General features: G+C 55.2%; 20 protein-coding genes, 1 tRNA gene, 2 rRNA genes and 1 pseudogene. 7 read left to right on the top strand and 17 right to left on the bottom strand.

Translation table 11 applies throughout. From position 1 onward, the window contains the following. Positions 1–392 precede the first annotated feature (392 nt). Positions 393–1,223, top strand: coding sequence for a deoxyribonuclease IV (locus BLQ24_RS01010; protein ID WP_090161760.1), 831 nt, complete (start codon positions 393–395; stop codon positions 1,221–1,223). Between the two features lie 17 nt (positions 1,224–1,240). Here BLQ24_RS01010 and BLQ24_RS01005 read toward each other — a convergent pair whose 3' ends face one another. Then, positions 1,241–1,978, bottom strand: coding sequence for a PrsW family glutamic-type intramembrane protease (locus BLQ24_RS01005; protein ID WP_090161758.1), 738 nt, complete (start codon positions 1,976–1,978; stop codon positions 1,241–1,243). Positions 1,979–2,113: 135 nt separating this feature from the next. Between BLQ24_RS01005 and BLQ24_RS01000 the strand changes: the two genes are divergently transcribed. Next, positions 2,114–2,187, top strand: a tRNA-Arg gene (locus BLQ24_RS01000). Positions 2,188–2,282: 95 nt separating this feature from the next. On the opposite strand, the gene BLQ24_RS00995 is transcribed toward BLQ24_RS01000, so the two are convergent. The 5 genes from BLQ24_RS00995 to BLQ24_RS00975 all read right to left on the bottom strand — a co-directional run bounded on the left by BLQ24_RS00995 (position 2,283) and on the right by BLQ24_RS00975 (position 8,048). Further along, positions 2,283–3,239, bottom strand: a complete 957-nt coding sequence (locus tag BLQ24_RS00995; RefSeq protein WP_090161756.1) for a tyrosine-type recombinase/integrase — start codon at positions 3,237–3,239, stop codon at positions 2,283–2,285. After that, on the bottom strand, positions 3,229–3,546 hold the full coding sequence (locus BLQ24_RS00990) for a helix-turn-helix domain-containing protein (RefSeq protein ID WP_090161754.1): 318 nt from the start codon (positions 3,544–3,546) through the stop codon (positions 3,229–3,231). Before BLQ24_RS00990 ends, BLQ24_RS00995 begins: the two co-directional genes overlap by 11 nt. A gap of 442 nt (positions 3,547–3,988) precedes the next feature. Continuing rightward, the gene (sfsA, locus tag BLQ24_RS00985; RefSeq protein WP_090161752.1) at positions 3,989–4,693 is read right to left on the bottom strand and encodes a DNA/RNA nuclease SfsA; all 705 of its coding nucleotides are present in this window, start codon (positions 4,691–4,693) and stop codon (positions 3,989–3,991) included. 25 nt (positions 4,694–4,718) lie between these two features. After that, the gene (locus BLQ24_RS00980; RefSeq protein ID WP_090161751.1) at positions 4,719–5,438 is read right to left on the bottom strand and encodes an ABC transporter ATP-binding protein; all 720 of its coding nucleotides are present in this window, start codon (positions 5,436–5,438) and stop codon (positions 4,719–4,721) included. Positions 5,439–5,447: 9 nt separating this feature from the next. Then, positions 5,448–8,048, bottom strand: a complete 2,601-nt coding sequence (locus BLQ24_RS00975; protein WP_090161749.1) for an FtsX-like permease family protein — start codon at positions 8,046–8,048, stop codon at positions 5,448–5,450. A gap of 218 nt (positions 8,049–8,266) precedes the next feature. Between BLQ24_RS00975 and sstT the strand changes: the two genes are divergently transcribed. The 5 genes from sstT (at position 8,267) to BLQ24_RS00950 (ending at position 11,731) form a co-directional block, all read left to right on the top strand. Next, positions 8,267–9,532: a serine/threonine transporter SstT gene (gene sstT / locus BLQ24_RS00970; RefSeq protein ID WP_090161747.1), complete on the top strand. Its 1,266-nt coding sequence runs from the start codon at positions 8,267–8,269 to the stop codon at positions 9,530–9,532. 170 nt (positions 9,533–9,702) lie between these two features. Further along, the gene (locus tag BLQ24_RS00965; protein ID WP_173327986.1) at positions 9,703–9,906 is read left to right on the top strand and encodes a DUF1858 domain-containing protein; all 204 of its coding nucleotides are present in this window, start codon (positions 9,703–9,705) and stop codon (positions 9,904–9,906) included. 13 nt (positions 9,907–9,919) lie between these two features. Further along, positions 9,920–10,516, top strand: a complete 597-nt coding sequence (locus tag BLQ24_RS00960) for a hypothetical protein (protein WP_090161745.1) — start codon at positions 9,920–9,922, stop codon at positions 10,514–10,516. Between the two features lie 12 nt (positions 10,517–10,528). Further along, on the top strand, positions 10,529–11,098 hold the full coding sequence (locus BLQ24_RS00955; RefSeq protein WP_090161744.1) for a hemerythrin domain-containing protein: 570 nt from the start codon (positions 10,529–10,531) through the stop codon (positions 11,096–11,098). Between the two features lie 180 nt (positions 11,099–11,278). Continuing rightward, positions 11,279–11,731 (top strand): COG2426 family protein, encoded by a 453-nt coding sequence (locus tag BLQ24_RS00950; RefSeq protein WP_090161741.1) that lies wholly within the window; start codon positions 11,279–11,281, stop codon positions 11,729–11,731. 284 nt (positions 11,732–12,015) lie between these two features. Here BLQ24_RS00950 and BLQ24_RS00945 read toward each other — a convergent pair whose 3' ends face one another. From BLQ24_RS00945 to BLQ24_RS00895, 11 genes and pseudogenes are all read right to left on the bottom strand, one after another. Further along, positions 12,016–13,038 (bottom strand): lipoate--protein ligase, encoded by a 1,023-nt coding sequence (locus BLQ24_RS00945; protein WP_090161739.1) that lies wholly within the window; start codon positions 13,036–13,038, stop codon positions 12,016–12,018. A gap of 12 nt (positions 13,039–13,050) precedes the next feature. Next, entirely contained in the window at positions 13,051–15,018 is a 1,968-nt protein-coding gene (locus BLQ24_RS00940) for a fructose-1,6-bisphosphatase (RefSeq protein WP_090161737.1), read from the bottom strand. A gap of 33 nt (positions 15,019–15,051) precedes the next feature. After that, the gene (gene murA / locus BLQ24_RS00935; RefSeq protein WP_090161735.1) at positions 15,052–16,317 is read right to left on the bottom strand and encodes a UDP-N-acetylglucosamine 1-carboxyvinyltransferase; all 1,266 of its coding nucleotides are present in this window, start codon (positions 16,315–16,317) and stop codon (positions 15,052–15,054) included. A 45-nt stretch (positions 16,318–16,362) separates the two neighbouring features. Continuing rightward, the gene (locus BLQ24_RS00930; RefSeq protein WP_090161733.1) at positions 16,363–16,605 is read right to left on the bottom strand and encodes an AbrB/MazE/SpoVT family DNA-binding domain-containing protein; all 243 of its coding nucleotides are present in this window, start codon (positions 16,603–16,605) and stop codon (positions 16,363–16,365) included. 199 nt (positions 16,606–16,804) lie between these two features. Next, positions 16,805–17,137, bottom strand: coding sequence for a hypothetical protein (locus BLQ24_RS00925; RefSeq protein WP_090161732.1), 333 nt, complete (start codon positions 17,135–17,137; stop codon positions 16,805–16,807). 29 nt (positions 17,138–17,166) lie between these two features. Continuing rightward, a complete protein-coding gene (locus BLQ24_RS00920) occupies positions 17,167–18,036 on the bottom strand; it encodes a tRNA1(Val) (adenine(37)-N6)-methyltransferase (protein WP_173452740.1) in 870 nt (289 codons plus the stop codon). A gap of 430 nt (positions 18,037–18,466) precedes the next feature. Then, positions 18,467–19,252, bottom strand: a pseudogene (locus tag BLQ24_RS10265) (PSP1 domain-containing protein); the annotation flags it as partial. A gap of 262 nt (positions 19,253–19,514) precedes the next feature. Then, positions 19,515–20,360, bottom strand: a complete 846-nt coding sequence (locus BLQ24_RS00910; protein ID WP_090161728.1) for a DNA polymerase III subunit delta' — start codon at positions 20,358–20,360, stop codon at positions 19,515–19,517. Position 20,361: 1 nt separating this feature from the next. Further along, positions 20,362–21,036 (bottom strand): dTMP kinase, encoded by a 675-nt coding sequence (tmk, locus tag BLQ24_RS00905; RefSeq protein WP_090161726.1) that lies wholly within the window; start codon positions 21,034–21,036, stop codon positions 20,362–20,364. Between the two features lie 261 nt (positions 21,037–21,297). Beyond that, positions 21,298–21,414: ribosomal RNA gene (gene rrf / locus BLQ24_RS00900) — 5S ribosomal RNA — on the bottom strand. A 91-nt stretch (positions 21,415–21,505) separates the two neighbouring features. After that, positions 21,506–21,604, bottom strand: a 23S ribosomal RNA gene (locus BLQ24_RS00895); the annotation flags it as partial.

Raw genomic sequence — 21,604 nt, 5'->3', positions numbered from 1 at the left:
TTATAACCTGATTTAATAACCGCGCTTCGCCGTCACACGAAAAAAGGCAGACTTCCGCCCCTTCCGGGAACGTGCCGCTGTTAGTAAATCTTGTATACCACGCCTATATCTTACTCTCTTCCATGGGTCAAGTCAACATTGTATCCACAACTTTACAGAATACTCACGCCCCCCGCAGACCGCTGTTTTTCAATGGTTCCGTAGATTCAGAAAATTACATCAATGCTTCTTCCCGCCCGGTGCCAATCCTGCCGTTCTGCCGGACGCTCACTTTTTCAGTCTTTGTCCAAGGACAAAAAATTCCCCGGGACTTCCCGGCCGCCGGACACGATTGACAGTCCCCGCCCCGGCGGATACAATGGGTTGCGATCAGGATGAAGGAGGACAGAAACATGATTTTTGCAGGAAGTCACCTTTCCAGCGGGAAAGGATATGAGGCCATGGGACGGCATGCGCTGAAACTGGGAGAGGATACCTTCGCGTTCTTTACCCGGAATCCCCGGGGCGGCAGAGCGAAGGACATCGATCCGAAGGATGCGGCGGCGCTCCGTAAGCTGACGGCGGAGCATTCCTTCGGAACGCTGGTGGCCCATGCGCCGTATACGATGAATCTCTGCTCTGCGAAGGAGGATGTCCGGAAATTCGGCCTGGAGATGATCCGGGACGACCTGGTCCGCATGGAAATGACACCCCACAGTTATTACAATTTCCATCCGGGCAGCCACACGGGCCAGGGGGCGGAGACCGGAATCCGGCAGATCGCGGAGGCGCTGAACCTGGTGCTCCGGCCGGACCAGACCACCACGGTTCTGCTGGAAACCATGGCCGGCAAGGGCACCGAAGTGGGCCGCAGCTTTCAGGAGCTCCGGGAGATCATCGATCAGGTGGAGCTGCAGGAGAAGCTGGGCGTCTGCCTGGACACCTGCCACGTCTGGGATGCCGGTTATGATATTGCAGGGGACCCGGACGGCGTGCTGGAAGAATTCCACCGGGTGATCGGTCTCGACCGGCTGAAAGCCGTTCACTTCAACGACAGCATGAACCCCCGGGGATCCCGGAAGGACCGGCATCAGAAACTGGGACAGGGGGAAATCGGGATGGAAGCCATGCGCCGGATCGCCCTCCACCCGGCGCTGCAGGGACTGCCGTTCATCCTTGAAACGCCAAATGACGATGCGGGATATGCGGCAGAAATCCAGACGATGCGAAGCTGGTTCGCATAACCGGGGTTACCGGACTGTCAATCGATATAGGTGTCCTCCCGGGACAGTTTCTTCACTTCCCGGAAGGCGGCGATATCCAGCAGAATAATATAAATATAGAAACACAGGGCCAGAACGCTGTTCCGGGAAGATGCACAGAAATCGTACGCACCGTGAAGCAGCACCGGGACGATCATGCTCATGCGCATGTAGTGACTTCCGGCTGCCCGGTCCCCCCGGTTCCGGGCCCACCGGGCCATGCCGTAGTAGTAGCCCATATAAATCCCGAAAATGGCGTGGCCGGGTATGGACGTCACCGCCCGGACCAGCGCAACGGAAAGCCCGTAGCTGAACACATAGGAAATATTCTCTGCCGCAGCGAATCCCAGCGACACCGAAACAGCATAAACCACTGCATCGAACCGGTAGTTGAATTCCGGGGAGCACCATGTGATTTTTCGCAGAGCGAAATGTTTCACACCCTCTTCTGCGATTCCCACAACCAGAAAATACTGCAGAAAATTATACAGATAGATATTTTCTTTTCCCACCAGCGGGGTCAGAACACTGCCGATGCCGATCCCCTCCAGGAACCCCGCCGGTATCACCGTCAGCGCTCCGGCCAGCACCAGCCGGAAGATCAGTCCCTTCGGTTCCTTTTCGATGGTGTCCATCCGGTACACCTTCACCAGCAGAATGAACGGCGGAATCAGCGCCGCCATCAGCAGAATCGTCATCGGCGACAGCAGAACCGCCGGGGCATAAAACATAAACATGAACGCTCCTTCCCTTCCCTCTCCATCGGGCCTTTATTATATTACAGCCGGACGAATCGGGGCAATCCAAGTTTTTTCTATTGACAAAACCCGGAAGCAGCCCTATACTAATCAAGTACGGTAATTATACCGCATGCGCCATTAGCTCAATTGGATAGAGTGCCTGACTACGAATCAGTAGGTTGCGCGTTCGAGTCGCGCATGGCGCATTTTCTCAAGCCCTTGCAATCACTCGTTGCAGGGGTTTTGTTTTACAAATGTTTCACGAAAAAGCGGACGGTTGGGTGAGTAAATTTGCTCATTTTTACTCACTCAATTTCTGGTTAAAGTTATCAATCAGTTGTTTAGCGTTACTTAATGCTCGCTCTGACTGGTGGGTGTATATCTCAGCAGTCATGGCGATGTCTGAATGCCCCGCAAGGAACCTTGCTTCGGCAAGCGGAACACCTGCGGAGCATAAATCCGTAATGTAAGTGTGCCTGAAACAGTAGGGAGTAAATTCGCATTTACCGAACCGTTTCTCATAGGCACGCTTGAACCATTTCCAATAGGATTCAAGGGAGGATATTAGCGGTTTTGTGCAGATAACATATCTGTCACCGGAATAGTCCTTAATCATGGAGAACAGAGGCTCTGGTATAGGAATGAACCGGTCTGCTGCTTCCGTTTTGGTTCCCCGAACGTGGAGTAGTCGTTCAGACTTGTTTATGTCTTTCCCTTGAATATAAGTTGTTTCTGACGGTCTTAGCCCACACTGGAGCATCAATAGAATGAAGTTCCTGCGCTTGTCCGTTTTGCATAGTTCCATAACATTCCGCCGTTCTTCCTCAGTGAGCGCACGGCGATGATTGGTGTAGCCCTTTGGCACGTTCACAGCGTCCATTGGGTTATTTTTAATGTAACCATTGCTTCTGGCGGTTTCAAACAGTTCATGAGTTAGTATTTTTAACTTGTGAATGAAAGATTTAGATTTATCCTTGTGCAGGTTAAACATTTTCTGAAGGTCTATCGGCTTTACGTCAGATAGTTTGCGGTCTGACCTGACGTGATTCAGAACGAGTGAATAATCATAGCGTGTTTTATCCGAAACATTGACTTTGTAAACGTCGAGAAAAGTATCAACCCATTGTGAAACGGTTGGTTCGTTCTCACGTTCTAACGCCTGCTTCTTGCTCTGAATCTTGCGTTCAACTTCGGATTCTGTTTTTCCTGTTACTGAATATCGAGTGCCATTAAATGTGAATTGTTTTCTAATGCTCACGTTTCCAAAGCAGATAACGCTTAACTGATTCCAGCACTTCACGTTCTTCTGCTGTCCACTCAATCTCGACCGAATTAGTGTCTAATTCGTCAACCATGTCGAGCAATTGTTCGAGTGGAATATACATGGCATTAGCAAGTTTGCGGTACGCTTCCATGGAAGGTTTAATAACTCCTTTCCTTCCTGTAACGTTGCCGTGTTCCAGTGCGGAAATATACGATTTAGATAGTCCGCACTTCTTCGAGAATGTAACGAGTGAGATTTTGTTTGTTTTTCGGAAGTCATAAATGATGTCGCCGATTGTCATGAAAATCCCTCCTTTGTCCTTGCATTTTACCACTGCACAGGAAAAAATAAAAGAATTATTTTCCAACACGGCGGAAAATATTGTTGTCCGTAGGAACGAATTGTGGTACAATAAATAGGAAGAAAAAGATAACCCGTAGGAAAGAGAGGTAACGAAAAAATGCTCAAAAACTGTATCAAAACAATCACCGATTGTGAGGGATTTTTTCGTGTGGGTTTCAAGGAGTGAAACTGAATCTGAAGTACATCATCACATCCGCTGTATCCGCCTTTCGTAAAATTGATACAGGCGGGATAAAAGGAAAAAACAGGCCAATATTCCCCACTAATTGATAAAAGTTTATTTGTTCAATCGGGAAGAAAGAGGATCATACGTAACCTGGTACGTTCCAAATGATTTCTTTTTTTCGTATATGCGTCATTAATGCATATAATGCGTACAGCTAATACACGCTCCATCCCGCCAGCGCCTGCCGGTTCAATTGGTCCGCCTTCCGGAAATCCGGAAGCAGCTCCTCCGGACGGAGGATGCAGGGCAGAAGGAAGACGGTAACGCCGGCCCGCTCTGCCTCGTCCAGCGCCGCCCCGAAGGCGGGGTCGGTTTCCCGGTTCGGCAGGACCCGGGTGACCCGGGGCATGGCGATCACGAAGCAGATTGCGGAGCGGATTCCGGTTCCGGCGGCTTTCGTCAGTTCATGGAGATGTTTCACCCCCCGGGCAGTAGGCGCATCCGGGAAATATCCCACGCCATCCCTTTCCAGCGTACAGCCTTTCACTTCCACCAGATATTCTTCTCCGCCCCGCCGGAGATAGAAATCAATGCGGGAACTGCCCCAGGTGTATTCGGGATGAATTTCATCAAAGCCCAGGGTTTCCAGCCACTCCGCCGTCACATGGTTCGGCGCCTGGCTGTCGATGTTCACCAGACCCAGGCCCGGTTTGGTGACCGCCACCAGGTCGTAGGCGGTCTTCCGCTTCGGATTGTCCGACCGGTTCAGGAACACCTCCGCCCCGGGCAGCAGCAGCTCCCGGCAGCGGCCGGTGTTCTTCACATGAACGGTTTCCGGCCGGCCTGAGGTCTCCACATGGGCAACGAAGCGGTTCGGCCGGTCTATGAACGTTCCCCGCACAATATTTTCATACTTCATGATTTCCTCTTCATTTTCATTGTTATCATTCCGACGCCTGTCCGGCAGCCGGTGGATGAGGCTGCTCCGGATCCGTGAAGACCCCGTCCTTCATGTGAACGGTTTTCCGGCACCGGGCGGCGATTTTCGGATCGTGGGTGACGATAATGACCGCTTTCCCCATCTCCCGGTTCATTCGCTGGAAAGCTCTGATCACCGTTTCCCCCATGACCGAATCCAGATTGCCGGTCGGCTCATCCGCCAGAATCAGGTCCGGGTCATTGATCAGGGCCCGGCATATTCCGACCCGCTGCTGTTCGCCGCCGGACATTTCGTACGGATACTTCTCCGCCAGATGGGCGATGCCGAATTCCTCCATCAGAGACATGCATCGAGCCGAACGCTTGTCCTGCGGGGTTTTGTCCAGCACAGCAGGAAGCTCGATATTCTCCCGGGCTGTAAGGCTCTGCATCAGGTTATAATTCTGGTAAACGAACCCCATCTCCCGCCGGCGGATGTCTGCAATCTCCGACTCCCAGAGGTCGTCAATGTTTCTGTCCCGGAACAGATACGTGCCGGAAGATTTCTTCAATACCAGTCCCAGGATCTTCAGGAAGGTGGTCTTCCCGCAGCCCGACCGTCCCATCACCGCAATGAAATCCCCGGGGTTGACGTCGAAGGACAGCCCCCGGAGAATCGAGCCGGATGCTTCGTTGTATTCTTTTTTCAGATCACGAATCTCGATGATTTTCGATGTTTCGCTCATTCAAATTCCTCACTCTCTCCCGATAATGCGGCGAAGGTAATACCTTCGGATCAGCACAGTGATGACAACATAGATTGCGGTGACCGCCAGAGTGCCGGCACCCAGAGTCCGCAGGAACCGGCTGAAATCCGTTCCCGTGATCCGCCGGATCCGGATCATCACCAGCAGGTACGGCACGCCCAGGGCCGCGCCGGAGAACATACTGCCCAGTGCCTGGCGGTTCATCCGGCGTCCCAGCAGATTCCGGCAGAATTTCCGGCTGGCGCCCAGATCCCGGAGCAGGCGGAACTGCTGACGGAGTTCCTGCTCTTCCAGTCCATACTTCAGGAAAAACGTGAAGCAGGCTGCGATCATCAGTCCTCCCAGAAGGGCCAGATCCGAGGTGGTCCGGAAGGCCCGGACGGCGCCGGCCCGGCGGATCTCCTCGCTCCGGCTGTAGTACCGGCGGATGGAACTGTCCCACTTGCTGTCCCGCCGGTGGGAAACCGCCGCCAGTTTCTCCAGGGATCGGTTCACCCGGAGGCGGGCAGCCTTTCCCCTTGTCTGTATCAGGAAGATCCGGGTCGGTCCCTCCTTCCCGTTCTTCCCCGCTTCCAGTTTCCGGAACATCCCGTCTTCCATGACCACCAGATTCTCCTGCCGTCCGTTCTGGAAGGCGCCGGTCAGCACGGCCCGCTCTGCGGACGGGGCTTCGTGGGAGCGGAAAATCTGATCCCGGTTATAGAAATCGTACTCCTCCAGAGGCTGACCGATGCGGAACCGGTTCCTGCAGGTCAGGTACCATTCCAGCGGGTGCCCGGGCTCTGTGATGTCCTGCTGGAACACGATGTGAACCTGCTCTCCCCGGAGCCGGTCCACTTCTCCGTTTCTGTGTCCCCCCAGTTTCCGGTAGGCAGATGCCGGAATCAGCATGTGCTGTCCCTGGGGCCAGATCACCGTCATATAGTAATTGGTGAATCCGTATTCCCACTTCCAGGGTGCACCCTGGGGCGTGGTGATCCGCAGGGCCGGCACCGAGCGCACGGTAACATCCTGCTCCCGGTTCAATGCCGCCTCCAGCCGGGCTGCCTCGTCAGAATGGGCCATGTAGACAAAATCATACGGGAAGAGTCCGGATACCGGGCCTGCCGCCCGGTCGGCGCAGACCCGGGGAAGCCAGGTAGTAAAAATCAGTGTATTCAGTGTGATGAGCAGGAAAAGGAATCCTGCAGACGTCCGGAACCGGTACCGCCAGGGCATGGACACCAGAACGCCTGCGGATTTTCTTTGTCTGCTTCTTCTCCCGGCCCGGCCCAGAAGCAGCGCTCCGCCAAACCATACGACAAGTCCCGTTCCCAGTATCATCACGATCGCCGAAACGACGGACTCCTCATACTGACTGGACCCGAACATCAGGACCGAAAGGAGAAGCAGCAGGACGCCGGCGGCCAGGCCCGTTCTCCGGAAGCGGCGGGGAATCCTGTCCGGTGCCCGGGATGGCGTCAGATCCATGATGTTCCGATACTGAAGCAGATGGTAGTTAATCAGCCCGGCGATGAGCAGAAACAGCAGGAACACGCCCATGGCCAGCGCTAAGGCTCCGGCAAGCCCCGGGGACAGCAGCACCGTCCGGGACCGGTTCAGCAGACACCGCTGGATCAGTACCAGAAGGAGACTCCCACCGGCCCATCCCAGCACCAGAGTCAGGAGGATCAGGAAGAGAATCTCCATGCCGATCACCCTGCGCAGGGTGGACATCCGTACCCCCAGCGAAACGAATACGCTGTAGTTGGACATCCTGGTGCGGATATAATGGGTCAGAATCAGTGTCATCACAACCAGGGAGAACAGCGCCAGAACCGGCAGAATCCGCTGAAAGGACTCCCCGGTGACAGCACTGTAATACTCGTCATATGCCGCCCCCGCCTTCCGGTCCACCCGGTTCAGAGCCAGCACGCCGAAAATGCTGTAGAACAGGGAGGCGATCATGGTGCCGGCGGTCAGAAACAGACGGAAACTTCTCCGGTTATAGCGGAAATTCTTCCATATGATACGATAAAACTCCCGGTCATACCGCCCCGGCATGGCGGTGCGCCGGCGCACTTCCGAACGCCGCTCCGCTTCTTTCCGGTCCAGATCGTCCTTCTGCTGTTTCAATGCCCGGCGATTTCTCATGTACATCCAGAGCATGGTATCCGCCAGGACGATGAACATGGCCAGGAAGAAGCCGAACCAGGGCTGATACCCCTGAAACGACACACTCACCACCATCATCAGAATGCCTGCTCCCACCAGCAGGTGGGTGAGTCCCCGCACCGACTTTCCCAGCAGCGCCGGAATGATCCGGATGAAATACCCGGCCAGAATCCCCACCGTCAGATACATCATATAATAACCGGGAACCAGAGAAGCATACCCCTGATCCGTGTTCACTTTCGCAGGAGACATATGGAAGAGACCGGCGTAGAACTGATCCAGTCCTCCCGCATCCCGCACGGCACGAAGAAATACCGGGAGCGTCCAGTACCGGCCGCCCAGATCTGCCCACGGGAGGAAATAAATCACCCCCAGCAGCGCAAGGGGAGTGAACAATCCAAGAAGAATACGTTCTGTCTTCATTTTCGTTTTCATCGCTGCACCTGCTTTACTTTACTGTCAAAGGAAAAGGAATTGTATTCCAATATCCCTGTATCACGCAACTTTCTTAATCATCACCTAATGATTCTATCATATATTGACATCCCTCTCTACTTATTTTAGTATGAAATGGCAGACAATTCAGCATGATCTCATGTCTCTGGTTTGCTGCATCCTTGTTGTTTTGGTTTGTGGAGAGAGAGGGAAATATTATGAATGCTCTAAAATCCATTGTGCGGGTGTATAACGACACCAGTCTGATCATCCGCATCATCATCGGCCTGATTGTCGGTGCTATTCTCGGAATTTTTGCAAAAAATGCTGCCGCCATCGGGATCTTCGGCGACATGTTCGTCGGCGCTCTGAAGGCAATCGCACCGGTGCTGGTATTCGTACTGGTTATCGCAGCCCTGTGCCAGGGCTCCAGCAAGCTGGACCGCCGCTTCGGACTGGTCATCGTCCTGTATCTGTTCGGCACGGCCATGGGCGGTATCACTGCGGTTGTGGGCAGCTTCATCTTCCCGCAGAAGATCGTGTTTGCGAAGGCTGCGGAGGCAGAAACGATTCCCCAGGGATTCGGAGAAATCGTTCACAACCTGCTGATGAACATTGTAGCGAACCCGATCGCATCCATCGTGAATGCCAATTACCTGGGCATTCTGGCATGGGCTGTGGTTCTGGGTCTGGCGCTGAAGAAATTCGCATCTCCGGAAACCCAGCGGGTCATGAAGGATCTGTCCGATGCGGTTTCCCAGGGCGTACGTTATGTCATCAATCTGGCGCCGTTCGGTATCATGGGTCTGGTTTACACCAACGTATCCACCAACGGTCTGGCCATTTTCAAACAGTACGGCACACTGCTCCTGCTGCTGGTGGGCTGCATGCTGACGGCGGCGCTGATCGTCAATCCGATCATCTGTTTCGCCGTGCTGCGGAGAAACCCGTATCCGCTGCTGTGGCGCTGCATCAAGGAAAGTGCGGTGACCGCCTTCTTCACCCGGTCCTCCGCTGCGAATATCCCGGTGAACCTGGCACTCTGTGAGAAGCTGGGCCTGGACGAGGACATGTATTCCGTATCCATTCCACTGGGGTCCACCATCAACATGAACGGTGCGGCAGTCACCATCGCTGTCATGACCATGGCCGCCTGCCACACCCTGGGTGTTGAAGTTGACCTGCCAAGCGCCATTGTGCTTTGTATCCTGTCCGCACTGTCAGCCTGCGGTGCTTCCGGCGTGGCCGGCGGCTCCCTGCTGCTGATCCCGATGGCCTGCTCCCTGTTCGGCATTTCCAACGACCTGGCGATGCAGGTGGTCGGTGTCGGATTCATCGTGGGCGTTGTTCAGGACTCCCTGGAAACAGCCCTGAATTCCTCCGGCGACGTTCTGTGGACAGCTACAGCCGAATACAAGACCTGGCTGAAGAGCGGCAAATCCCTGCCGACTTTCCTGGGCGGGACGACGAAAGTAGACATCTAATACAGTCTGTTGCAGTCTGTCATCTGTTGCAGCGGCGCTGAGGCGCCGCTGTTTTTTTTTCGTAAAAACCGGAAATTGTTGCTCATGTCACAGTTCTGTTGTTTCGGTTCCGCTATACTGGGCTCACAATCAAGATAACAATGCAAGCGAAAATACAGGAGGTAACGAAAATGGCTAAGATTGAAATCACGAAGGATATGCTGGTGGGCGACATTGTCAACAACATCGAAGGTGCGGCGGGCGCACTGATGGAGTCCGGCATGCACTGTCTGGGCTGCCCGGCGTCCCAGAGCGAGTCTCTGGAGAACGCATGCATGGTGCATGGTCTGAACGTGGACGAAGTACTGGCAAAAGTGAACGCTGCCGTTCAGTAAGGAGGTCCGGACAATGAGTGCATTTCTGGGACCAATCCATTTCTGGCTGTATAACAAGATCAAGATGCAGGAAGGTCTGACCAACGCCATCTGCGGAGCGGGCGAAGAGTCCGGCTGGAAAGCCCTCTCTTCCGATGAACAGAGACAGAAGTTCACGGTGGAGGAACTCCAGCCGCTGGAGAGTCTGATCGACGTATCCAACATTCACGGCTGGCTGCAGAACCGCATCGACGAGGCGGAAACCCGTTTTGCCGCACTGGTTACCGCAATCCTCCGGGAAGAACCGGATCGCCTTCCGGACATCCGGGATGCCGCATTCCGGTTCGGCGCTGCCAACCGGAAAACAGCGGAAACCGCCATGGATGCCTACCGTCTGCTGGACGAAACGCTGCTGGACGGCATGCCGTGTGACAATGTGAATCAGGTGGTACAGAACGAATTCGACGACTACCGGTGGAACCGCACCCAGGATCTCCACGGAAAGTACTGGACGGACCCGGCAGCCGGCCCGGCGGTATACTACCAGATCCGGGAGAGTCTGATCGAAGGACTGCTGGACGGCACCGGCTTCTCCTACACCGATGAAGACGGCGCCTGCCGGATCGCATAACGAGGTGATACCATGTATTGTATTGACATCATGAAAGAAGAACACCGGAACATCAGCTATATGCTGTCCGCCATCCGGAAAGCCTGCGTCGCCATTCTGGACGGCGGAGAAGTGAACGATGGGGAGATGCGCCGGATGATCGACTTCACCCGCAGCTATGCGGACCACTACCACCACGGAAAGGAAGAGAAATTTCTCTTTCCGGAAATGGAGAGAGAACTGGGCATGATCGGCGAAAGTCTGATCCGCCACGGCATGCTGGTGGAACATGATCTGGGCCGGGCCCATGTGGCAGACTGGGAAGCCGCACTGGATCTTTACAGACAGGATCCGAAGACAGAACACAAGCTGGACATTCTGACCGGTGCCATGGGCTATGCAGATCTGCTGAACCGCCATGTGGAAAAGGAAAATAACGTGGTTTACACCTTCGCAGAGGACAAGCTCTCCGAAGCGGCGAGAACAGGAATTGACGAAAAGGCCCGGAATTTCGAGGAAGATCCGGCCTCTTCAGAGGTCCGGGAGAAGTACCTCGCCTTCCTGGATGAGATGATGAAGAAATACTCTATCTCCCGGAAATAGGGGTACTTCCGAGAAGGACTGCCTGCGGAGAAACGCTGTTGCAATACCCAACGCAGAATATCTGCGGTACCTACATACATACTCATGAAAAAAGACTGCGGGATTCCGTGGTCTTTTTTCATATTATCATCACGAATACACCCTATAATGAACAGGTATTACCACTGAAAGGAGCAGCCGATGCAAGGTGTGATCGCCGCATTTTTCATATCTATGGTCCCGATTCTGGAACTCCGGGCGGGCATCCCGGCCGGCGTCGCCGCCGGACTCAATCCCTGGCAGGCCATGCTGGTGGCTGTCGCCGGAAACATCCTTCCGGTGCCCTTCGCCCTGCTCTTCCTCCGGAAAATCCTGCGGACGCTCCGCCGAACCAGTTCCCGCCTGAACCGGATCATCGCCCGGTATGAACAGAAAACACTGACGAAGGCTGAGAAAGTACGGAAGTATGAGGCGCTGGGCCTCCTGCTCTTCGTGGCGGTTCCCCTGCCCGGCACCGGCGCCTGGACCGGCGCCGTTATCGCCTCGATCCTGGAAATCAGGCTGAAAACCGCAGTGCCCATGATTCTGCTGGGACTGCTGATCGCCGGAGTCATCGTCACAAGCATTACCTACGGCGCCTCCATGGTGCTGTGAAATGGCTGTGAAATGATTATGGTGCGAAATCGCCATTTTCTTCAAATTCGCATCTGATTTGCGGTGAACAGGGTGCGAAAAACATGATTATCTTTCATTCCGCACCCGGGACAATCCGGTCGCCTGCAATCCGCAGCCGAAAGCAAAGAAGGCAGGTGCGGAATTCGAAAAAATCGAAATTCCGCACCTGCCCGATCGAATCGTATGGTTCAACACCGCCCCAGATGGTGTAAGGCCCCTCGCACTTCCTCACGAATCCGGAAGACGCCGCCTTTCAACCGCACCTATGCGCCGGGGAACATGGTCTCCAGCACCTCTTCCTCCGTGATCGGCCCGAAGAGTTCGTTCATGGCATACTGATCCAGTACTGCCTTCACATCCTCCTTCCGGAACCGAACACCTGAAAGCGCCTGTTCCAGCTTCGTGAGCGGCGTCAAAGAAAGGAAGTCTCCGTAGAAACGGATCTCCTGAATCTCTCCGCCCCGGGCCACATTCACCTGAACTTCCAGGGAACCGCCGTCCCATCTGACCTTGTTGTGGTAGGTGAAATCAATGGTATGTCCGAATACCCATTCCCAGGTGTCATACTTCTCATCCCGCAGTTTGCGGACCGCCTGCAGGTCTTCCTTTGTCAGTTCCGACTCCACCATGAGGCTGCCGGACAGCGCATCCTTCAGGTATTTCCAGAAAGCCTCGAGATCCATGTCTCCGTGTCCCGCCTCCTGAAGGAAGTCGGCGATATTGCCGATGCGGGCCCGCACCGATTTCGCGCTCTTGGTCCGGAACTTCTCCGGATCCGCATTCAGCGCACCGGCCACCATCTCCGGATCGGAACGGAACAGCAATGTGCCGTGATGGAGCACCCGCCCGTCGTGAATGCGCTGGGCGGTGCCGGACACTTTCTTGCCGCTGACCACGATGTCGTTGCGGCCGGAGGATGCGGCATCCAGCCCCAGCGCCCGGAGTGCCTCCACAACCGGTTTCGTGAAACGCTCCATGGACAGAAGCTTCGTATCTCCTGCATCGGTGATAAAGGAATAGTTCAGGTTCCCCAGGTCATGATACACGGCGCCGCCGCCGGTCATGCGGCGGACCACATGAATGCCGTGCTCCCGGACGAATTCCTGATTGATCTCCGCCTGGGTGTTCTGATTCTGTCCCACCACGATGGTGTTGTCGTTCTGCCAGAGCATCAGGATGTCGCCTTCCTTGCAGTGTTCCATAACGTACTGCTCGAAGGCCAGATTATAGTACGGATCCGTGGATCCTGTCTCATAATATGTAACGTAATTATCGGACTTAGCCATTTTTTTATTCTCCTACTTTCGCGGCAGGCAGCTGTAATCCTCTTTCAAGATCCCGTTCCGATAGGCTTCGACCAGTTGTTTCATATCCTGAACCTGCTGCTGCAGTTCCCGGCCCTGGTCCGTGTCTATAATCAGCATTCTGCGCGGCAGTTTCTCCACCTCCCGCATTTCCGGAGAATGGAATACCTGGGTGCCGTCCTCCCGGAGCGGTGTGTATGGCTTGTGTTCTGCCAGCGCCATAAAACGGGAATTGAAGATGAATGTATAACCTGCGATGCCCGTCTGTTTCTGATATGCTTTCGATATGCCGCCGTCGATGACGTAGAGGAGGCCTCCTCCCTTCACGGCGCTCTCACCGTCCTTGATCTTTACCGGCACATGACCGTTCAGGATCTTGGACCGGGTCGGATCCAGGCCGAACTCCCGGAGAATCTTCTCACACGGAGCCTTCTCCTCCCGGAGCTTGTAGTACGGCCGTACCGGCTCCTTGTGGGAAGCCTTGTCCCGGATGAAGAGCCGCTCGAAGGTGGTCATCTTCTCTTTTCCGAACAGCGGAGAATCCTTTCCTTCCCAGAGGTACCACATCAGATCCCCCGGAATCCCGTGTTCCTGGGATTCCGCCGGGGTGAAGAACTCCTTCCGTACCTGGCTGTCCAGATACGCCATCAGAGATTTCCCGTGATACTTCTTTCCGTTGAATGTCAGCTCGGTGAATTCGCCGTCCTCCGTCATCGGGATACAGCCGTGATACAGCAGATTCCCGTTGCAGACTTCGTACAGCGCACCGTGGCTGAACAGGTAACGGATGTGGCTCTGGAGTTTTTCGGAATTCATGATGGAAGCCCGGAGCGAATCAATGACGAACTGCTCCTCTTCCGTCAGCTTGTACGGATCCTTCGGGTCCACGGTCGGCAGGTTTCTGTCCCGCATCGGCCACTCTTTCCCTTCCACGGTGACGGTGCCCTTCTCCCAGTTGATCTTGTCCAGCAGCAGACGATTCTCCATGCCGTATTCCGGATGTGCCTTGATCCGCTGCCCTTCCAGCTTGAACTGGATGATGGAAATGGCCTTGTGCATTTTCGCTGCCATCTGTTCGTCCACCGGGTCGTACTTGTTCCGGTCCAGAATGTGGGGCTTGAATGCCTCACAGTCATCATCGCCGTAGATCTCCTCGGCCATCACCGCCAGCGGGCGGAGATTGATGCCGTACCCGATCTCCAGCATATCGAAATTGTTGTAACTGATGTTCATGCGGAGGATATTGGCGATGCAGGCTCTGTGGCCGCAGGCAGCGCCGATCCAGACGATGTCATGGTTCCCCCACTGGAAATCCACATCATGATATTTCATCAGAAAGTCCATGATGAAATCCGGATGAGCACCTCTGTCGAAGATGTCACCGATGATGTGAAGCTGATCCACCGCCAGACTGCTGATCGCATCCGCCAGTTCCCGAATGAACGTCTCGGCGATGCCGCACTCCACAACGGAGGAAATAATTTCATTGTAATAATGGGCCTTGTTCTCCTCGTCGTCTGCGTGGAGAAGTTCGTCCATAGCGTAGTCCAGATACGCCGGCAGTCTGCGGCGGACCTTGGACCTGGTATATTTCGTGGAGACAGACTGACAGATGGTGACCAGACGATAGATCACGACCTTGCACCAGTCGTCGAAATTCTCTTCCGTTTTCTTCCTGCGCCTGATTTCCGCATCTGCGTTATAGATCAGTGAGGCCAGATCATACCGGTCCCGCTCACTGAGAATGCCGCTGTAATGCTCGTCGATCTTCGCCCGGATCGTACCGGAGGCACTCTTCAGCATGTGAATGAACGCCTCATGCTCTCCGTGCAGATCGCTGAGGAAATATTCGGTGCCCTTCGGCAGCGCAAGAATCGCTTTCAAGTTTATGATTTCTGCGGATGCAGCCTGTATGTTGGGATAATCCTTCGACAGGAGCTGCAGAAATTTCGTGTCCGCCATGATGTCCCCCTAATATGTCCTTCTTGTTGTTCCTTAGTCGTCCACCCGCTGAATATCTGCTCCCAGCGCACGGAACTTCTCAATGAACCGTTCATATCCCCGCTCGATATGGAAGATCTCCGAAATCTCGGTGGTTCCGGATGCCACCAGACCGGCCAGAGCCATGGCGGCCCCCGCCCGAAGGTCCGTGGCAACGACCTGAGCTCCCTCCAGGCGCTTGCTGCCCGGAATAATCGCCCGGTTGTCGTCCACCTGAATATCGGCACCCATCCGGTTCAGTTCCGCCACGTGCATGAACCGGTTTTCGAAAACCGTCTCGATGACACTGCTCTCCCCTTCTACCGTTGTCAGGAAGGCCATGAACGGCGACTGAATATCCGTCGGAAAGCCCGGGTACGGCAGGGTCTTGATGTTTGTGGACGTCAGCTCATTTCGGTCCGCCACCACGTAGAGTCCCTCGTCGCCGACCTCCACCAGAACACCGCACTCTCTGAGTTTCGCCGTGATCGGGCGGATGTGGTCCGGCACCACGTTCTTGATCAGGATCTCGCCCCGGGTGATCGCTGATGCCAGCATGTAGGTTCCCGTCTCAATCCGGTCGGGAATCACCGTGTGGTCTGCTCCGTGGAGCCGCTCCACCCCCTCGATCTTGATCTGATCGGTGCCGGCGCCCTTCACTCTGGCGCCCATTTTGTTCAGGAAGTTGGCCAGATCGACAATCTCCGGCTCTTCCGCCGCATTGATTATGTAGGTGGTTCCCTTCGCCAGAACGGCAGCCATCATGATGTTCTCGGTAGCGCCCACGCTCGGGAAATCCAGGTAGATATTCGCTCCCACCAGACCGCCTTTCGGCGCGATTGCCTCCACGGCATAATCCTTCACAATCGTCTCTGCTCCCAGGGCACGGAACCCCTTCAGATGCAGATCGATCGGCCGTGCGCCGATCGTGCAGCCGCCCGGCATATGAACCTTCGCTTCGCCGGTCTTCGCCAGAAGCGGACCCATGATGAGAAACGACGCCCTCATCTTGCTCACCAGTTCATAATTCGCCACATTCGTGGTCAGCGTACTCATGTCGATATCCAGCACATGATCTCCGGCGTCGGCAATCGTACCGCCCAGCGATTCCAGAATTTCGCGCATGACGCGCACATCCCGAAGCGCCGGCACGTCCGAGATCGTACACTTCTCGTCCGGCAGAATTCCCGCCGCCATGAGCGGCAGCACGGAATTCTTCGCCCCGCTGATTTTCACCACACCATTCAGCGGACCGCTGTTCTGAACTAAAAATTTCGCCACATTTTCCTCCAGATGCCCATGACTGCTCCCATTCAAAGAAACTGGTTAGAGTTTCTTCATCTCTTCGAGACAGTCAGCACAAACATACTTTCCCTTCACAAGCTTCACATTATCCGCATTACCGCAGAAAACACAAGTCGGCTCATACTTCTTCAGCATGATATAGGACCCGTCCACAAAGATTTCCAGTGAGTCGTTCGTTTGGATGTCAAGATTTCTCCGTAATTCCACGGGAATAACAATTCGTCCCAGAGCATCTACCGGTCTGACAATACCTGTTGCCTTCATACACATTTCTCCTTTCGTCGAATCGACGACCTTGAACTGTGATGCCGTCTTCAAAGTAATGGAACGGATCACGGCCTGACATCTATACAGCTCATAGTAATACACATTAATTATATATTTCTCGCCCACCGAACCTCATTCAGGCCCAGTGCGCTGAATATATACTATAACGCAGTTCTGTGAAGATTTTTTGATTATCCTACAACTCGTCAGAAGAATCCTTCTTCAGGAATGCCGCCATAGAAGCGACCGCCTTTCCCAGGTTGGTCACTGCGCCGATCAGGTTCCTGTTTCCCTTCACAGCCTCTGTCACATCCTGTACGGCACTCTTCACATCACCCAGAATGCTGCTCAGATCCGTGGACTTGCTGGCCGCAATCGACGTGATCGTCCCTGCATCCTCCGTTATCCGGTTCACGTTCTTCACGGTGGTAATCAGGTTCTTCACCAATACAATCAGCATGATCAGCAGAATCAGCAGAGCCAGCAGCACCAGAGCGATCAGCGCACTCTTCACGTTAATGGTAATCATTGCAAGACCTCCCGTACTATATATCATATCTATAAGAATTTCAATACATTTCCCTCTGTCCGGCACCCATAGTAATATGAAAGCATCTCCTCCGAAAAACTGCCGTCCGCCTCCCGGATTGCCATTTCGGGAAGAACTCGGAGCTCCGCACCGCCGTCCCTCACCATCTGCAGAAGCAGAAGTTTCGGTTCTTCTCCCCGTCTTCCGCTGACCAGCCGCAGCAGTTTCGGCTCCAGCCGGAGAGCCCGGCTGATGCTCAGTATATCTGCCATGCGGTTCGCCCGGTGGACCATGCAGAAGGATCCGCCGGACCGAAGCAGTTTCCCGCCCAGTTTCAAAAAAGCTTCCAGGTCCGCCGTGGTTTCCTGCCTGGCCGCCAGCCGCTCCGGCAGAGCATTCTGCCTGCCGTGCCCCTGCTTCATGTAGGGCGGATTGGAAATCACCATATCACAGGTGTTGAACATGGACCGGATCCGGTCTGCGTCGAACACACGCGAGTCTGCGTCGAATACCGTCTGATCTGCGCCGGATACTCCCTGCATTCCGCCTTTTTCCTTCCTGGAATCCAGCACGCAGGCAATATCGGCCCGGAGAATGCGTATCCGGTCGCTCAGACCGTTCATCTCCACACTCTCTCTGGCCAGTTCGCAAGCCCGGGGAAGCATCTCCACCCCGGTAATCTCGGGGATTTCCGTTTCCCGGGCCAGCAGAACGGGCATGATCCCGTTCCCGCAGCCAAGATCCACCAGGTTCCGGACCATCTTCCGTCCCTTCATCCGTTGAACGAGACGGGCCGTGAAACCGGAGAGCAGCACCGCATCGGTGCCGAAGCAGAACATCTCCGGATCCTGCCAGATGTGAAGACCCGGAAATTGGGTCTCATCCAGTCTACGACTCATTCCGTTCTCCCCCGTCCTGGTTCTTCCGTCGACGGTGACCGTTTCGGCTGCCGCTGCGGCCGGAACGGCCGCTCTTCTCTCTTCCGGATTCCTCCGGTTTCCGCTCCCGTTTTCGGTCGTCCTTCCGCCGGTCTCTGGCAGATGACCGGTTCGGGCGTTCCCTGCGCTCACGCCGGCTTCCGCCGCCGGAAGACCGGCGGCTGCCATCCGGCCGTTCCTGGCCTTCTCCCGAAGTTTCCACCCGGTCAGCCTTCTCTTTCGCTGCAGCGGCCGCTTCCAGAGCAGCCTCCGCCATCATTTTCGGACACTTTCCGCATCCGTGGGAACCGCTTCTCTCCGGCGCTTTTCCGTTCCGGCGCTTCCCCAGCCGGACGATATCTTCCTTCCCGTACTCGATGATATCGGAACCCAGCTTATCCTGACCGTTCTCGTCTTTCTCGCCGGTGTACATCCGGACACGAACGGTTCCTTTCAGAATATTGGTCTCAATGACCTTCCCCATGCCGTCTTCGGTCTTCACCCGCTCATTCACGGACGGGAGATCCTTTCCCAGCTCCAGGTAAGTGTCGTTCTCATACTTCAGGCAGCACATCAGCCGGCCGCACACCCCGCTGATTTTTGTCGGATTCAGGGACAGGTTCTGGGTCTTCGTCATCTTGATGGAAACCGGCTGGAAGTCTGTAAGCCAGGTGGCGCAGCAAAGTTCTCTGCCGCAGCACCCGATTCCCCCCAGCATCTTCGCCTCATCCCGGACACCGATCTGCCGAAGCTCGATCCGCATCTTGAACACTCCGGCCAGATCCTTCACCAGCTCCCGGAAATCCACCCGGCCGTCGGCGGTGAAGTAGAAGATAATCTTGTTATTATCGAATGTGTACTCCACATCGATCAGTTTCATTTCCAGATGGTGCTTCGCAATCTTCTCCTGACAGATCCGCATTGCATCGCCCTTCTTCGCCTCGTTTTCCTCGTGGCGCCGGATGTCCTCCTCGTCGGCGATGCGCACCACCTTCTTCAGCGGTTTTACCACATCGTTGTCGTTCACCGCCGTCACGCCCATGGAGACCGTTCCGAACTCCATGCCCCGGGCAGTCTCCACGATGACGTGTTCCTCTGCCTTCGGATCCAGACCGTTCGGATCGAAGTAGTACATCTTTCCCATTTTCTTAAAGCGGACCCCCACCACATCTGCGGTGATGTGGGGATGGGCCGGCATGGCCGGGAAATCCTCCTCCGGCGCTTCCGGCGTTTCCGGGGCTGCATTTTCCTCCGGACTGTCGCCCGCATCCGGATTTTCATTCGCCTCCGGCGCCTCCGGGGCTGCGTTCACCTCCGGATTTTCATTCACTTCCGACGCTCCACTGGTCTCCGTCACGGAGCCGGCTGCGCCGTCCGCTGCCATCTCTTCTTCCGCCGGTTTCGTCAGAACCTCCCGGTCCGCCGGCGCCATTCTATCTCTATTTTCCATTTCTTACTTCCTATCGTGCCCGTTCTGCGGCATCCTCCAGCTTCAGCAGCAGATTCTTCGCCGCATATTTATAAATACCGTTTCCCTGCACGGCCCGGCGTGCCTCCTCCACAGAGGATACACAGGACGCCGCAAGTTCCGGCGGAAAAGGCCCCGCTCCCCGGAGACATTTCCCCAGAGCGGCCTCCATTGCATCAAAAAAAGCATACGCATCCGCCCGCCTCTCCAGAGCGTCTTCCAGTTTCTTCTTCATATCATAGAAGTAGGCGCCCGCAGCAATGTCCCGGAGAATCTCCCCCGCAAGCTGCTGCATCACACCGTCCTCGCCCCGGTCCACGTCGTTCAGACGAAGGGTCACACAGCGAGACTGAATCGTATTCAGCAGTTTATCCCTGTTTTCCGAAAGCAGCATGATCACTGTGCCCGGGTACGGTTCCTCCAGTGTCTTCAGCAGGTGATTCTGGGCCCGGGAGGTCATACTGTCCGCTTCTGTGATGATCGCCAGGTTCCGTGGACCTGCCGCCGGTTTCATCATCAGATCGCCGATCAGACGGTCGATCTGCTCATCCTTCACCGAATAGATTCCCGTGTTCTTCCCCGTGGTATCACTGGGAATCACTTCATACAGATCCTCATAATTTCCATTTTCGATCTTCCGGCAGGTACTGCAGTGCCCGCATCCTGTGCCCGGCATCTCCGGACAGACCAGCGCCTTCGCCGCCGCCCGGGCGAACGCCAGTTTCGGCACATTATAGTCTCCCTCCAGAATGTACGCATGAGCCGGCATTCCGGCCCGGATGGCACGGCCCAGTTTCTCCGCTGCACTGCCGTATTTCTGAAAATCACCCAGGAGCATTCTACGCCTCCCCGCCTTCCGGGAAGTCCGCCATTTCCCCGCAGTCCGCAGCGTCCCGGCGGTCCAGCATGTCCTTCACAAAACCGACAATCCGTTCCCGGATTTCCTCCCGGTCCAGACTGCCGTCCAGCCGCCTGATCCGCTCCGGAAAATGCTCCGCCAGCTTCTGGTAGCCTTCCTGCACCCGGTAGAAGAAAGCCTCCTGCTCTGCTTCCAGCCGGTCCTGTTCCCGGCCCGTTCGGCGCGCCCGGCCTGTCTCCGGCGGCACGTCCAGCCAAAAAGTCACATCCGGCATGACCCCCCGCACAGCATGCTCGTTGATCTCCACCACCTTATACTTCAATCCCCGTCCGAAGGACTGATATGCCACGCTGGAGTCAATATAACGGTCGCAGACAACCACCTTCCCTGCAGCAAGCGCAGGCTCAATCACCTCACTGACCAGCTGTGCCCGGCTGGCGGCATAGAGCATCGCCTCAGTGACCGGATCCATCCCGGCATTTTGGCGGTCCAGAATAATGCTGCGGATTTTCTCACCGATCGGCGTTCCTCCGGGTTCCCTGACAAAAACCGACGGGATGCCCCGCTCGTCCAGATACTGCCGTAGATATTCCATCTGCGTGGATTTCCCCGAACCGTCCAGACCTTCAAAACTGATAAAAATACCCTTTTCCATATCATCTATTTCCGTCTGTACTTCTTCATGAGCTGTCGGACCAACGTGCGGGCGATTACCGCAAACGGTACACAGACCAGTATGCACAACATGAACTTCAAAACAGCCATCCCCGCCTCCAACACGTTTCTATCTGATGCTATACCGATATATTATAACACAAATGATAGGAGTGTATGCGACATTCTTCCTTCCCGAAGACGTATATCTACCCATATGCGAAGACATGAAAAAAGCAGCCCCAAAAGGCTGCTTTCGGAAAACTGGCAGCGTCCTACTTTCCCGGGCAGTCACCCGCCAAGTATCATCGGCGCTGAAGAGCTTAACTACTGTGTTCGGGATGGGAACAGGTGTAACATCTTCGCTATTGCCACCAGATATTCGTTTCGTTGAGGTGTACCCTCAAATCCGAACAACATACAAGCCTTTCTCTCTGCTTCACTTCCTCTAAGCCTTGCGATTGTCATCTCTGACCAAGCTTTCGGCCGATTAGTACCGGTCAGCTGAGTATGTCACCATACTTACACCTCCGGCCTATCTACGTGGTAGTCTCCCACGAGCCTTACCA

This window comes from Eubacterium pyruvativorans, from assembly GCF_900102225.1.
Classification (GTDB): Bacteria; Bacillota; Clostridia; order Peptostreptococcales; family Anaerovoracaceae; genus Aminicella; species Aminicella pyruvativorans.
Note: the sequence above shows the minus strand (reverse complement) of the source record. Positions and strands in the feature narration are given on the sequence as shown.

Coding starts and splice junctions, on each gene's coding strand:
- BLQ24_RS01010 (WP_090161760.1), top strand. CDS start 393: ATGATTTTTGCAGGAAGTCACCTTTCCAGCGGGAAAGGATATGAGGCC.
- BLQ24_RS01005 (WP_090161758.1), bottom strand. CDS start 1,978: ATGTTTATGTTTTATGCCCCGGCGGTTCTGCTGTCGCCGATGACGATT.
- BLQ24_RS00990 (WP_090161754.1), bottom strand. CDS start 3,546: ATGACAATCGGCGACATCATTTATGACTTCCGAAAAACAAACAAAATC.
- sfsA (WP_090161752.1), bottom strand. CDS start 4,693: ATGAAGTATGAAAATATTGTGCGGGGAACGTTCATAGACCGGCCGAAC.
- BLQ24_RS00980 (WP_090161751.1), bottom strand. CDS start 5,438: ATGAGCGAAACATCGAAAATCATCGAGATTCGTGATCTGAAAAAAGAA.
- BLQ24_RS00975 (WP_090161749.1), bottom strand. CDS start 8,048: ATGAAAACGAAAATGAAGACAGAACGTATTCTTCTTGGATTGTTCACT.
- sstT (WP_090161747.1), top strand. CDS start 8,267: ATGAATGCTCTAAAATCCATTGTGCGGGTGTATAACGACACCAGTCTG.
- BLQ24_RS00965 (WP_173327986.1), top strand. CDS start 9,703: ATGGCTAAGATTGAAATCACGAAGGATATGCTGGTGGGCGACATTGTC.
- BLQ24_RS00960 (WP_090161745.1), top strand. CDS start 9,920: ATGAGTGCATTTCTGGGACCAATCCATTTCTGGCTGTATAACAAGATC.
- BLQ24_RS00955 (WP_090161744.1), top strand. CDS start 10,529: ATGTATTGTATTGACATCATGAAAGAAGAACACCGGAACATCAGCTAT.
- BLQ24_RS00950 (WP_090161741.1), top strand. CDS start 11,279: ATGCAAGGTGTGATCGCCGCATTTTTCATATCTATGGTCCCGATTCTG.
- BLQ24_RS00945 (WP_090161739.1), bottom strand. CDS start 13,038: ATGGCTAAGTCCGATAATTACGTTACATATTATGAGACAGGATCCACG.
- BLQ24_RS00940 (WP_090161737.1), bottom strand. CDS start 15,018: ATGGCGGACACGAAATTTCTGCAGCTCCTGTCGAAGGATTATCCCAAC.
- BLQ24_RS00930 (WP_090161733.1), bottom strand. CDS start 16,605: ATGAAGGCAACAGGTATTGTCAGACCGGTAGATGCTCTGGGACGAATT.
- BLQ24_RS00925 (WP_090161732.1), bottom strand. CDS start 17,137: ATGATTACCATTAACGTGAAGAGTGCGCTGATCGCTCTGGTGCTGCTG.
- BLQ24_RS00920 (WP_173452740.1), bottom strand. CDS start 18,036: ATGAGTCGTAGACTGGATGAGACCCAATTTCCGGGTCTTCACATCTGG.
- BLQ24_RS00910 (WP_090161728.1), bottom strand. CDS start 20,360: ATGCTCCTGGGTGATTTTCAGAAATACGGCAGTGCAGCGGAGAAACTG.
- tmk (WP_090161726.1), bottom strand. CDS start 21,036: ATGGAAAAGGGTATTTTTATCAGTTTTGAAGGTCTGGACGGTTCGGGG.